General features: G+C 63.6%; 12 protein-coding genes. 5 read left to right on the top strand and 7 right to left on the bottom strand.

The annotated features are described in order from the left end of the window. Positions 1–7: 7 nt before the first annotated feature. The 3 genes from PDM29_RS05770 to PDM29_RS05780 all read right to left on the bottom strand — a co-directional run bounded on the left by PDM29_RS05770 (position 8) and on the right by PDM29_RS05780 (position 3,466). Entirely contained in the window at positions 8–1,603 is a 1,596-nt protein-coding gene (locus tag PDM29_RS05770; protein WP_311192917.1) for a sensor domain-containing phosphodiesterase, read from the bottom strand. A gap of 375 nt (positions 1,604–1,978) precedes the next feature. Continuing rightward, positions 1,979–2,815 (bottom strand): sugar-phosphatase, encoded by an 837-nt coding sequence (gene yidA / locus PDM29_RS05775; RefSeq protein WP_311192918.1) that lies wholly within the window; start codon positions 2,813–2,815, stop codon positions 1,979–1,981. Between the two features lie 48 nt (positions 2,816–2,863). After that, the gene (locus PDM29_RS05780) at positions 2,864–3,466 is read right to left on the bottom strand and encodes a hypothetical protein (RefSeq protein ID WP_311192919.1); all 603 of its coding nucleotides are present in this window, start codon (positions 3,464–3,466) and stop codon (positions 2,864–2,866) included. A 301-nt stretch (positions 3,467–3,767) separates the two neighbouring features. Here PDM29_RS05780 and PDM29_RS05785 point away from each other — a divergent pair, with 301 nt between their 5' ends. After that, complete coding sequence (locus PDM29_RS05785; RefSeq protein WP_311192920.1) at positions 3,768–4,790, top strand: hypothetical protein; 1,023 nt, start codon at positions 3,768–3,770, stop codon at positions 4,788–4,790. Continuing rightward, the gene (locus tag PDM29_RS05790) at positions 4,787–6,121 is read left to right on the top strand and encodes a hypothetical protein (protein WP_311192921.1); all 1,335 of its coding nucleotides are present in this window, start codon (positions 4,787–4,789) and stop codon (positions 6,119–6,121) included. Before PDM29_RS05785 ends, PDM29_RS05790 begins: the two co-directional genes overlap by 4 nt. Positions 6,122–6,203: 82 nt before the next feature. Here PDM29_RS05790 and PDM29_RS05795 read toward each other — a convergent pair whose 3' ends face one another. The 3 genes from PDM29_RS05795 to PDM29_RS05805 all read right to left on the bottom strand — a co-directional run bounded on the left by PDM29_RS05795 (position 6,204) and on the right by PDM29_RS05805 (position 9,149). Beyond that, positions 6,204–7,961, bottom strand: a complete 1,758-nt coding sequence (locus tag PDM29_RS05795; protein ID WP_311192922.1) for a peptidoglycan-binding protein — start codon at positions 7,959–7,961, stop codon at positions 6,204–6,206. A gap of 116 nt (positions 7,962–8,077) precedes the next feature. Continuing rightward, positions 8,078–8,617, bottom strand: a complete 540-nt coding sequence (locus tag PDM29_RS05800) for a hypothetical protein (RefSeq protein WP_311192923.1) — start codon at positions 8,615–8,617, stop codon at positions 8,078–8,080. 10 nt (positions 8,618–8,627) lie between these two features. Next, a complete protein-coding gene (locus tag PDM29_RS05805; protein ID WP_311192924.1) occupies positions 8,628–9,149 on the bottom strand; it encodes a hypothetical protein in 522 nt (173 codons plus the stop codon). Between the two features lie 228 nt (positions 9,150–9,377). On the opposite strand from PDM29_RS05805, the gene PDM29_RS05810 reads away from it, so the two are divergent. After that, the gene (locus PDM29_RS05810; RefSeq protein WP_311192925.1) at positions 9,378–10,046 is read left to right on the top strand and encodes a VOC family protein; all 669 of its coding nucleotides are present in this window, start codon (positions 9,378–9,380) and stop codon (positions 10,044–10,046) included. A 65-nt stretch (positions 10,047–10,111) separates the two neighbouring features. On the opposite strand, the gene PDM29_RS05815 is transcribed toward PDM29_RS05810, so the two are convergent. Then, on the bottom strand, positions 10,112–10,255 hold the full coding sequence (locus PDM29_RS05815; protein ID WP_311192926.1) for a hypothetical protein: 144 nt from the start codon (positions 10,253–10,255) through the stop codon (positions 10,112–10,114). A 439-nt stretch (positions 10,256–10,694) separates the two neighbouring features. Between PDM29_RS05815 and PDM29_RS05820 the strand changes: the two genes are divergently transcribed. Then, positions 10,695–11,294 carry a restriction endonuclease subunit S gene (locus PDM29_RS05820; protein WP_311192927.1) on the top strand — a complete coding sequence of 200 codons (600 nt, stop codon included), beginning with the start codon at positions 10,695–10,697 and terminating at the stop codon, positions 11,292–11,294. Continuing rightward, on the top strand, positions 11,291–12,784 hold the full coding sequence (locus PDM29_RS05825) for an HsdM family class I SAM-dependent methyltransferase (RefSeq protein ID WP_311192928.1): 1,494 nt from the start codon (positions 11,291–11,293) through the stop codon (positions 12,782–12,784). Before PDM29_RS05820 ends, PDM29_RS05825 begins: the two co-directional genes overlap by 4 nt. The last annotated feature ends 29 nt before the right edge of the window (positions 12,785–12,813 follow it).

Below are 12,813 nucleotides of genomic sequence, written 5' to 3' on the forward strand. Positions count from 1 at the left end.
TTGAGTGTCAGGCCTCCACGCCCAACCGTTCCTCCAGCTCCACCTCGCGCGTGATATCGGTGAAGAACCCGTACCACCTGCGCGCGTGCCCGGTTTCCTTCAGATCGCCCCGACTCAACACCCAGCGCCGGCTGCCATCGGGCCATTCCAGCCGGAAGCGGGTCTGGAATGTGGTCGCCGCCGGGTCTCGTCCGACCCATTCGCTGCGCACCCGCTCGCGGTCCGGCGGGTCCATGCGGGCGTACCAGCTGTCGATGCGCTCGCGCACGCTCATCGCGGCCAGCTCCGGTGGGTGCGGCGTCATGTAGCTCAGTTCACCCGATTCCTCCGCCACCCAGAACACGGTCGGGGTACCTGGTGCGGCGTACACGTCTTCCTGTTCGCGCGCACGCAGCGCCGCTTCGTAGCGCTTGGTATCGGTGACATCAATGCAGACCACCGAAACACCCAGCACCACGCCGCCGGCATCGCTGACCCGCTCGTGGTTGAGCAGGAAGGTTTCGGCGGTGTGCGGCATCACCACTTCGCTCAGATCGCCCTGGTCGTCACAGAAGCCCCGCAGGATCAGTTCCAACGCGCGCCCCCCGATCTCCACCGGCAGCACGTCGGTCACCTTCTGTCCAATCACCTCGTAGCGCGGCACGTGGATCATGTTGCAGAACTTGGCGTTGGCAGCCGCAAAGCGCAGGTCGGGGTCGATGAAGGCCAGGCCCACCGGCGAGCGCTCGTACAGGATCTCCAGCTGGTACTGGCGCTGGTAGGGTGTGAGGTGGGTGCTGGACGGGGCCGCCTGGCGTGGCTCGAACCGGGCCAGCCAGCCGGCAGCGGTAGCCGCGTCCATGGCGGGTGCCAGCCACCAGCCTTGATAGGTATCGCAGCCGATGCTGGCCAGAAACTCCAGTTGGAAGCGGGTCTCCACACTTTCCGCGACCACCTTGGCACCCAGGCTCTTCCCCAGGCCGACAATGGCCGACACGATCTTGCGGCTGGCCTCATCCTGCTCCAGGGCACGGATGAAACTACCATCGATCTTGATTTTGTCGAACTGGAAGCGATGCAGACGCACCAGGCTGGAATAACCGGTGCCGAAGTCATCCAGCATGGTTTTGATGCCCAGTTCGCGCAGATGGGCAATGCCCAGCTCGGCGGCGCGCTCGTCCTCCACCACCTCGACCTCGGTCATCTCCACCCGTATCCGCCGCAGCGGGAATCCGGTGGCTTTGAGCGTGGCAATGATGTGGTCCACCGTGGCTGATTCCTGCAGCATGGTGGGCGGCATGTTGAAGGCCAGGTAGAAGTCGCCAGGCCATTCACGGGCAGCGCGGCAGGCCTGTTCCACCAGGTTGATGGTGAGGCTGGCGATCAGCCCGGCGCTCACCGCAACGGGGATGAAGGCATCGGGCAGCAACAGGCGGCCGTCGCTGGCGCGCCAGCGGGCCAACACTTCGAAGCCGCGCAGGTTGCCGGACTGCACGTCCACGATGGGCTGGAAGAACGGGACGATGGCATTGGTACGCAGCGCGTACTCGAGTGCATCGTCGGTGACTTCCGGAACAGTCGAGGCAGCTTCGACACGTGCATGCGGGGGTTCGGCAGCGGTCATGCGATGTGTCTGTGGCATTCCGGACTCGGCGGAAAAGGGGGCGGCAGCGGGAGCGGTGGAATGTTAGCGAACTGACGCTGCAAGCAATGTGCCGTGACAGTTCGCTCAACGCATGTGAGCAATCACGTGTAGACGTTTCGTGTGACGAATTGTCGCATTACGGGTGCGACGGCTTTTCACGCCCTGGAAGTGAAAGTGTGACGGCGTGTGGGACAGAAACCCAGACTCACGCGGATGGTTACCGCTTCCCGCTCAACGCGGCCGCACTAAATGTGATGCACGTCACAATGCAATTGGACAGAAGCGGTTTTTGGATCGTTCAACATTCGCCTGCGTACACTCGGAAACTGCGCAGGAACGCAGCCTCCCGCGGCGTCAGCCACGCAGCACGAACCGCTCCAGCGCCAACGCGACACCGTCCTCGGCGTTGGTCGCGGTCTCATGCAATGCAGTGGCTTTGACCACGTCCACCGCGTTGCCCATTGCCACGCTGGTCCCGGCGAACTGCAGCATGGTCAGGTCGTTCTCCTGGTCGCCGATGGCCATTACCTGGCTGCGGTCGAGGCCCAGGTGCTCGGCCAGCATCCGCAGCCCGGGCCCCTTGCCGGCGCGGTGGTCGAACACTTCCAGGAAGAACGACGCGCTTTTGAGCACGGCAAAGCGCTCGATCAGTTCCGCGGGCAAGCGCTCGATGGCGGCATCCAGCACCGTCGGTTCGTCCACCATCATCAGTTTGATGAAGGACATCGACGGGTCCATCTCATCCACGCTGCGATACGAAAGCGGGACATGCGAGAGGTGTGAATCCACCACCGTGTAATGGCTGATGTCACGATTGGTGGTGTACAGGCGCTTGCCATCCAGCGCCTGGAAGTGCACGCCAAGTTCGCGTGCAACGCGCTCCACATACACGAAGTCGTCGAAGGTCAGCGGGAACTCAGCCACGCGATGGCCATCCCCCAGCCGCTGCACCAGCCCGCCGTTGCAGGCGATGCAGTAGTCCTCCGCGCCGTCGATGCCCAACTCGTCCAGAAAGGGGGCGAGACCTGAAACCGGGCGACCACTGGCCAGCACTACTTTGACGCCCTGCGCTCGAGCGAGGGCGATGGCCTGCTTCACGCGGGGCGTGAGCTGATGGGCCGGATTCAGCAGGGTGCCATCCATGTCGATGGCCACCAGTTCGATTGCCGGCGTACGCAGGCCCATGTCCATCACTTCAACCCTTTCAATTGCAACAGATTCCGGCACTGAAGCCGGGCGCTATTGTAAGCGGTGAGTCGCTGCGCAGCGCTCACCGAACACCACCTCGCCCTGGCACAGCACTTCCATCAGCGGCGCAGGGGAGACGTTGCCGGCCCAGTAATCCGCGATCTGCAGGCGAGCCCTGGCGTAGTCCCACCCGCCATCGATGGCATCCAGCAGGGCGTAGTCCAGCCGGGCCTGGGTGGTGCAGCCGGACAGGTCGACCTTGCACAACACCTCGCCGATGCCGTACTCGCGCTTGAAGGTGGCGGCCTCTTCCAGTGCAGGCGTCGCAAAGAACGATTCCAGGCGGGACAGCTGTTCGGGGAAGTCCTCCGCGCGAACCTGCTCGAAGAGGCTTTCCCAGAACAGCAGCGACAACCGGGCCGATGGCACCCCGTGCAACTGCGGGTGGCGGCTCCCGGCACCGACCAGGGCCAGGCCCAGGGGCGCATCCGGTTGCCGGCGTGCGATATCCAAAGCGTGCTGCATGGCGTGATGCAGACCGTGACGTTGGGGGTCTGCCTTCAGGCCATAGTGGTACTCCGCAGTGGACACAATGCGGTAGTGCGCGTAATGCGCTTGCTCGACCGACTTGTAGCCGAGCTTGATCCGGTGCATCGCCAGCCTCCCTGCATGATGTTGATCCGTAGTCGGTATCGGCGGCCCGCAGGAAAACTTTCGGGGTGCTGGTTCATTATTTGAAGATAATGCTGTAAAACTCCATTTGACGCGGCGAGTTTATGTCCGCCGCGTTGCTTCTGGGGGAATTTTCGAAACATCGACATGCAACAGCCCGTGCCTTCAACGTGATGCACGCCGGGCGGTTTTCACCTGCACGTTCCGTAGACGCAATGTTCTTTCGACTTCCAATTACTCACAGGGGGTATGAGCAATGCTTTCCAGAATCGTGATCATCAGCATGCTGACTTCATTGTGTGGCACCGTCCACGCGCACAAGATCAACCCGCTGCAGGACAAGTACAAGCAAGATTCCAGAGCCATCACCCGGGGAATCTCCGAGCCGGTCCACGAAGAGATCACCCAGCTGGCCCGCGCCTGCCAGCAGGCCCACCCGGGCCCGGTCGCATCGCCCCTGGTGTGCACTGACCGAACAGTGCGCATCAAAACCCCGGAGGGCAACAAGTACGACTCACTGGTACGGGGGGTGTGGTGGAACGACGACCCCAACCAGCTGCTGTTTACCAAGCCATGGAAGTGGCTTGCGTGGATGGATGATGCCGAGAACATCGCACGCAGCAACAGAAACTGGAAAGGGCGCGCGGCCACGATTGATGCGTCCTACTACCTTACCTACCGCAGCCACTACGGCGACCTCCAGTTCATCCATTCGATGGCCTCGGCCAATGGCGAGCCGGCGCGCAGGACGCAACAGAACATCCTGGCCTGGGCCGAGTTCACCTACGCGGCGGCCACCGGCTCACTCGACATGGAAACCACCATCAACACCGCAGCACCACAGCAGCTGCAGCCCTACTTCAGCCAGCAGAGCGGCTGGACCACGAACTACCTGTTTGCGCCACGGTACCGGCTCAAGACGGCCGACCACAACAGGCTGATGGCGGCCGGCTCGCTGCTGCACATGGTTCAGGACTCCTACTCGGCTGCCCACACCCGGCGCGCTTACGACGCCAGCCCGTCCTGCCTCGCCGGGCGTGTGGTGCAGTTCCATTCGTACATCGACCAGGACCCGAAGAAGCATGCAACCGCCGATCGTCGTCAGGCATGGGCAGATCACACGTTCACAGCACAGCAGGACCCGGTGAACGTCAGCGCCACCCTGCTCGCGTACATCGCACAGCGCGCACCATGGGAGACGGTCGAGGCGTACTTGCGCGATACGGTGTTCTGTGTGGACGAGAGCGCCGAGGACGCGGGTGCGGGAGAGTACCTGGTGGTGAGCGCAGAAGGAGCGGTTCCGTGATCCGCGCGGCGGTGTGGCTGTTGGTGGCGCTTTGCCTGTGTGGTTGCGTGAACCGATACCATCGGATCACTGCCGCACCGGCACCGCCAAAAGATGCGCCCATAGGCTCGAATGCGTTCAATGGCATCCTGGATCACTTGGAAAGGGGCTCACTGCATGTGATGCAGATTCACGGCATGGGCAGCCACTCAGCGCAGGAAGACTGCGGTGAAGGATCCGAGAACCTGAACTTGCAGAATGAGATCGCGCTCAAGCTGAAGTACGGGCTGGCTGGCGGAAAGGACGCTGCGATAACGCGCTCCATCGTGAAGGATGGCATGGTGGCAGGAACCTATTCGGTACGCAGATTTGCCGACCCCGATTCTGATCGTAATCATGATCTGTTCTTTTCCTGCATCACATGGGGCGAGACCGGCAAGGTTGTGAAGCGCAAGCTGCTTGAGCTTGAAGACGACTTTACGGAGAAGGCGGAGAACGAGAAGCACCGGGTGTGGATCAACAGCCAAGCCAAGCGCTTCGTCAACGGCAGCTTCGCTGATCCGGTGATCTATCTGGGCGGCATGGGCCCCTACATCCGTGACGTGGTCTGGCAGGGCATTGTGGCGTCCACAAGTCACGTTGCAGCGATGAATGCGAAGAAGTCGCTCACTGCGCTTACTGCTGTAGAGAAGGCGGACGCAATGCGGTCGTTCGGGTCGCAAGGCTACGTGGCCATCATGAGCGACAGCTTGGGCAGTAGAATTGTGTTTGACCTGGTCTGTGAGCAATCAGAAGCACTCTGCCAAGGCACGCCGCTTGCAGCTGTAGGGCCGAAAGCGGAGATGGCCCCATACCAGAAACGGACATTGGCTGCTGGGTCGGCGGACGCATTAGTCCAGTATCAGCTGGAGCACCGGGTGGTCAGCATGTACATGCTGGCGAACCAGCTCCCGCTGCTGGAACTTGCTTACTACATACCGACCGACGATGGGGTACCACTGAACCTGGCGCTGGACCGACTGATGTCGGGAAACCATGGATGCTATCGCCCCCTGCCGGGCTTGCTCGCGCCGTCGGAGGATGCTGCATCCAGCGACACGGCATCCGTTGAGGTAGTGGCGTTCACCGACCCCAACGACGCGCTCAGCTACCACCTGACTGATGCATTCGCTCGACGCTGCGTACCCGTGTATCCGTCCGAGAGCCAGGCCCCACTCCGACTGATCAACGTCACCCTGCCCAACGCGAAGGCGCGGTATCTGTTTGTCTACAGCAACCTGGTCAAGGCGCATTCCAGTGGTTTCAAAGACAATCCCAGGGCCATTGACCTGATGACCTTCGGCCACCACTGACAAGGCAGTACGCAAAAGGGCCGGCCAGGTTTCCCTGGCCGGCCCCCAACACCACACTCTTGGCCCCGTAGGGGCCGGAACATCAGCGGCCCATCGCGACCTTCTGCTGTTCGTCCTGCACCTGGTTCTGCTGGGTGCTGTTGTTGTTGAGCAGCTGCGCGCTGGTCTGCTCCACCGACGGAGCCGGCTGGCCGAGATCCACCGCCGTGCGGAAGCCCGGCGTGGTGCCCATCACGAACGCCTTGCCGTCCTGCACGGTCACGCTGTGCAGCTTCTCCGGCGAATCAATGCCGGCCTGCTTGGCCTGCGCGGTGATGTGCGCTGCAGCTTCGTTGGAGATCGGGCTCGGCAGCTGGCCACGAATGGCGTTGTGCAGCGGCGTGTCCGGGTGACCCTTGTCGCCCAGCAGCGGGCCGGCCGGCTTGGCCTGATCCTGATGCTGTGCCTTCTCCAGTGCGGCGTGGGTCTGCCTGCCGACGATGCCATCGTCACCCAGGCCATGCTGGCGCTGGAAGGCAATGACCGCTTCGCGGGTGTTGTCGCCGAACTTGCCGTCCTCGGCCAGGCGCTTGCCATCGGCATCGCGCACACCCAAGCGGTTGAGTTCCTTCTGCAGTTCGGTGACTTCATCGCTGCGGTCACCCTTGCGCAGGGTACCGGCGGGGGCGTCATGGTCATGGTCGTGCGCATGGCCGTGCTTGCCGGCTGCCTGCACCACGCCCTTGTTCCAGTAGGCCTCCGGATTGATCAGGTTCCCCTTGGGATCTTTCATCTGGTAATGCACGTGCTGGGCATACTGGTTCGGGCCTTCCGGTCCACGACCGCCCATGGTGCCGATCGGGTCACCGGGCTGCACGTGCTGGCCCACTTTGGCGGTCAGCCCCTGCATGTGCAGGATCTGGTGCGAATTGCCGTCGGCATCCTGGATCATCACCGTGCCGTACTTGCCTCCCACCGAGGTGACCACGCCGGCCACCGGCGAATGCACGGTCGGGTGCTGCAGGTTGCGACCACTCTGCCCGCCCACGTAGTTGAAGTCGCTGCCACCATGGGCTTTCTCGCCGCGGTGTTCACCGAAGTGACCGGTGATGTGCGGCTTGACGCCATTTTGCGGCGGCAGCATCACATTCATGGTGTGCTCGTACGAGCGGGTCGGATCGGCCTTGGCCACGGCGGCGGCACCGGCGGCAGCACCAGCGGCGATCGCGGCACCGGCCTGTGCGGCCTGCTGCGGCGTGGCCTGGCTGTGGCCGTGGTTCTGCCCCTGGGTCTGGGCCAGGCGCTGGTTCACGAACTGCTCGTACTCATCCAGATGCGGCGCTACCTTGCGCTGGGAAAGCCCCAGGCCGCCGTAATCGGTGGTCGGGCCATCGTGGTGGTACTTGTAGATGTAGTCTTCGCCCTGGCCACGGCTGCGTGCCAGGTTGCGATTGTCGACGAAGTGGGCGACGAGTGCGTCTGACTGGGCGTCGACGTCAAAGCGGTTGGCGTTGTTCAAACCGTAGTGCTTGCCGGTTTTGTCGATGAACTGACCCAGGCCGGAGGCCGAGGTGGTGCCCGCGGCGGCATCAGGGTTGAAACCGGATTCAACGCGGGCAATCGCCAGCACGTAGGCGGTTTCGCGCGGGGTCAGCCCGGCGTCGCGTGAGGATTCGATCAGCGAGTCGATGACGCGCGACTGTACTTCGGGCGTTGCATCGCCCCATCGGCGCGATTCACCATGCAGGCGACCGTCGTTGTCGCTGATCGGCTCGCGGTAATGGCTCCACGGCTTGATCTGGCTGCTGCGATACTCCGCGCCCTTTGGCTGGATCATATCGGTGTAGATTTCGTTTGGCATGTCTGTGCTATCCATTCTGTGAGAAAGAGGCTTTCCTTAAGGGGTGTTGCTCCTTGTATCGACCAACGGTCGATACCTACCGCGTACTGAGCATCGGTCAGTACCTACCGCACATTTCATTCTTCGATGTAGTCCACCTCCTCCGGATGGGTGATGCCGAGCTTGGTCAGCAGGGCTGCGTACTCGTCGTTGTTCGGGGACTTCTCGTCGCCTTCGTCCTTCAGCGGCGGGTTGCTGTGGGTCAGCGCGGTTCCGTTGGTGTCATACAGATAGAACCACTCGCAGAACGCGCAGCCCTGCTCCACTTCGCCAAACTGCACGACGAAATAGGAAGTGCCCTTCTCATCCTTCACGCAGGCCAGGCCGACCGCGCTGTAGTCGCTCATTTCCGGCGGGTTCTCGAGGGTGCGGCGCTGGCCGTCCTTTTCGAAGTCCATGCGGGTACGGGACGTTTCGTCTTTGGCTGGCAGCACGGTCAGCGACAACCGGGCTCCGTTGCATTCCTTATGCATGCCTTTCTCTTCTTGCGGGGTGGATGAAACGGGGGCCGCAGGCGCGGCGGCGGCCGGTGCGGAAGGGGCTCCGGCCTCGCCACTCGGTGCGCTGCACGCTGCCAGCAGCACAGCCAGCACGGGCACAAGCAAGGTTTTCGACATCACAGGCTCCTTAAATGGATTCGTCCACCTTGCGCACCAACTGCCAGCAGGGCTTCTGTGCGAAGTAGTACGACTGCTGGTCGCTGGTGTTGGGCGTACGGAACTGCACCTTGATGCTGCCGTCAGGCTGCGTTGTGTGGGTGATCTCGCGCGCCTTGCTGCCCGCCGAAGCAGGGTTGGGCATGACCGGCCAGGTCACCTCGGCCAGCGGAATCTGCTGCACAACCTGCGCAGGCTCGGGATCGGCGGTGACATCCACGTACTCGCTGATCAGCGGGTCGGCGGTCGCCTTTTCCTGCAGTGCGATCTCCGCACCGAAATGCGGCAGGAAGGTGTCAAAGTCGGGATAGGGACAGCTGGCCTGGGCATCGGCCGCCACCGGTTCCGCGGGAGCTGCGTCAGCCGGTGCAGTGCCGGTCGTGGCCGCTGGCGCGACTGCTGTGGGTGAGGGGTGGGCAGGAGCTGCCGGCTCGGCGGCGTTGGGCTTGCATCCGGCGAGCAACAGACTCAGCGACAAGGCAACCAGCGTCATGGGACGTAGATGGGACAACGGATCCTCCTGATTCGTGTCGGGGGCACAAACAATCTCTGCGCCGGGGCGCGTAGCATAACGGTGCGCCAATACAATGGCGTTCACGGGCCTCTGACGGTGGCCAGGCAGCCTTCCAAAACGTGATAGACATCACACTTCATTGCAGGTCGAGCGATTCAGCCCCTGCGACACGCGTCGCGGCCTTCTTCAGATTGTCAGGGAATTGACATGCGTATTCTGCAAATTGCATTGCCCGTCTCCGATGTGGCCCAGGTCGGCGCGTACTTCAGCGACATGCTGCAGCTACCGGTCAACGGCGACAGCGTGCAGATCGGATGGACGCAGTTGCAGTTGCGGGCCGCGGGCAGCGACCCGGTGGGCGGCGTGCACCTGGCCTTCAACGTGCCGGCCAATCGTTTTGTCGTGGCGACCGAATGGTTGCTGGCACGCGCGCCCCTGCAGACCAACGCGAAAGGCGAGGCGCATTTCACCTTTGGCGATGCGTGGGCCTCGGAGTCGATCTATTTCGAAGGACCGGACGGGCTGATCCTGGAACTGATCGGCCGGCGAAGGTTGCCCGCGTCCGACCACACCGGCCCCTTCCATGGCAGCGAGCTGACCTGTATCAGCGAAGTCGGGCTGCCCGTTGCGGATGTGTCTGCGCCGCATGCCCTGGCCGCAGCAGCATTGGGGCTGAAGCCTCTCAGCCCACCGACACCGCACTTCGCTGCGCTGGGCGACGACGAGGGGCTGTTGATCGTGGTTGATGCCACACGTGCCTGGTTCCCGGAGCAGAAGGTGCTGCCGAATGCGCGGGGGATCGAGGTCAGGGTGGGTGAGGTATCGCCGGGCGAGCTTGAAGACCGATCGCACGGCTGGCGGGTGCTGTCGCGCTGACCTGCGCAGAGATTGAAAGGCCCCGCCGAAGCGGGGCCCTCACGTACCGCATCTACAGCCAGCAATCACTCTTCTTCGTCCTGCCAGCCCTGCTGCTGGTTCTGGTTGCGCTGCTGCTGTTCCTGCTGCTGTTGCTGCTGCTGGTCGCGACCTCCCTGCTGCTGACCCTTCTGGTTCTGCTGGGAAGTCTGATTACGCTGCTGGCCCATGTCGGTCTCCGGATGCCGCGTGCGGAATGCCGCGGTCGGGGTGACTGTGTGCAGACCGGGGTTAACGTTGTGTGGCAGTTTTCCAACGAATTCGTCAACGCACCGCCACGAGCGACGGCAAGTGCTTGTCGCACATGGCCATCACCCCGTAGTCAGGCGGCTTGTGCCGAAACGTAATGCACTGATGCAACGTCCAGCATGTGACGCGGTCATCTGGATGAACAGGGCGGCCGCGCGTCGCAAACGGACGGCGACTGCGCATCTCGCGGAAACTGGCTCTGGTGCGACTCTACCGCTGCAGCGGAACGCAGTTCTGATCACGCATTGAACGACACGAAATGCCGTTGTTGCGATGTTTCCAGCGCGAACGCAGGCACCATTCGAATGGTGCGTTTTTTCTCTATTGACGCGCTGACACCCGGCACGCATGTTCCGCCGCATGAACGCATTTACCAGCACCCTGCCTCTGGCCGATGTCGCCCACGTGCGCCAGGGCCACGCCTTCCGTGGCGCCATCCCGGCCGTTGTCGACGGGCCGGTCCGTGTCATCCAGCTCAAGAACCTCACCTCGCCAGAGACCCTGTCTGCCGAGGCGCTGCTTCGCACCCGGCTGCCTTCACGCAACCCGCCGCACTACGTGCAGCACCATGACATCCTGCTGGCCAATCGCGGCAGCCGCCCCATCGCCACGCTGCTTTCGCACCCTCCGGAGCAGACCGTCTGCAGCCCGCATCTGTACATCATCCAGGTCACCGCCACCGACCTGCTGTTGCCCGAGTTCCTGGCGTGGCAGCTCAATCATGTGGAGGTGCAGCGGCAGCTGCGCCGGCAATCCGCCGGGTCGCGACAGCACAGTGTGCGCAAATCCGCCATCGAACACCTCCGTCTGCGCATTCCACCGCGCGCGACACAGCAGCGCATCGTCTCCGTCACCCATGCCCTGGAGCGGACGCGCAGCAAGGTCGACGAACTGATGCAGGCCCGCGACGCGGAGATCGCGGCGCTGGCCGAGCGCATGATCCAGGGGCGTGCTGCATGAGCGACGTCATTCTTCGCAGTGCCCGCGCCACGCTGGCCGCCTTGAAGATGGCGCGTCGATGCATGCAGGACCAGGCCGACGAGGAGGCCGCCACCCACCTGCTGCTCCTGCTGGTGCTGCTCAAGGTGGCCAGCGACGCGCAGGCGGATCGTCGTGCCCCCGCCGCCAGGGGTCCGGATGCGCCCGACGTGCCACCTCCGGTGGGCGCACGGGCCCTGGAAGTCGTTCCATCCACGGACTTCGAGCGTCTGGGTCGCGCGCCGCTGGGCGGTCTGGCGATGCGCGTACGCGACGTATTGAATACGTTCTGCCTGGACAACAGGCAGATGCTTGGCGAGGTGGCGGACGTGCTGGATATTGCCTCCGGACTTCCCGGCGACGCGGCCATGTACCGCGTGCTCGAGCGGCTGCGGATACCCGCACTGGACTTCCGCGTGCGCAATGGCCACCAGCGCCCCGATCTTGCCGAGGCCACTGACCAGATCCTGGGGCAGGCACACGGACGTCGGAGCCGGGAAGACGGCCTGCACGTCCCGGACGCGCTGGCCAGCGTCATGGTGGCGCTGCTGGATCCGCGCGACGGTGACCAGGTGTACGACCCATCCTGCCATCATGGCTGCCTGCTTCTCGCCTGCGCACGCTGGGCACAACAGGTCCAATCATCGGCCCGGCTGAGGCTGCATGGCCAGGAGGCGGACCGGCGTCGTTGGGCCATCGCGCGCGTGCGCTTCCTGCTGCACGGCCAGAATGGGAGCGGCCTGGAAGCCACCGACCCACTCACCGATGTGGCGCACCTCTGCAGCGCCCCGCTGCGCAGACACGTGCAGGTCGCACTGTCGCGTCCGCCGCTGAGCCTGAGATGGGACAGTGCGTTGGGGTCCCTCGATATCCTCGGTCGCTTCCAGCACGGTATCGCGCCGCGACAATGGGCACACATGGCGCTGATCCAGCACGTGCATGCCCAGCTGGACCCTCGGGTGGGACGCATGGCCATGGTGGTTCCCAACGGGGTACTGTTCCGCGACGGCGAGGAGGCGAAGATACGTCGTGCCCTGCTCGACGCGAACGAAGTCGACCTCGTCGTCAGCCTGCCCGAGCGTCTGTTCAAAGGCACGGCGATGTCCACCTCGCTGCTGGTGCTGCGCAAGGCACGGCAAGACCCGTCGGTGCTGTTCATTGATACTCGGCCCCTGCTGCAGGCGGCAGGCAAAGGTGCGCGCATGGACGACAGCATCGCCCGCCAGGTCATCCAGCTGTGCCAGCAACGTTGCAACGTGCCCGGGATTGCCGAGGTCGTACCGGTGGCCGAGGTGCTGTCGTCCGGTGCCGTGTTGAACGTGGCCCGTCACGTGCAGGCCGATCCGGATGCGGACTGCATCGACCCGCGCACGCTGCGCGATACCCGCATGCGCCTGCACCTGGAAGCCGAGGCACTGCTGCGGGAACTGGATCGTGAGGTGGAGGCGATGGCACGCGGCATCGAGCTTTAGGGGGAAAGACGACAACCAGGCTCGATTGA

Origin of the sequence: Stenotrophomonas oahuensis (assembly GCF_031834595.1) — a bacterium.
In the GTDB taxonomy this organism is placed as follows: domain Bacteria; phylum Pseudomonadota; class Gammaproteobacteria; order Xanthomonadales; family Xanthomonadaceae; genus Stenotrophomonas; species Stenotrophomonas oahuensis.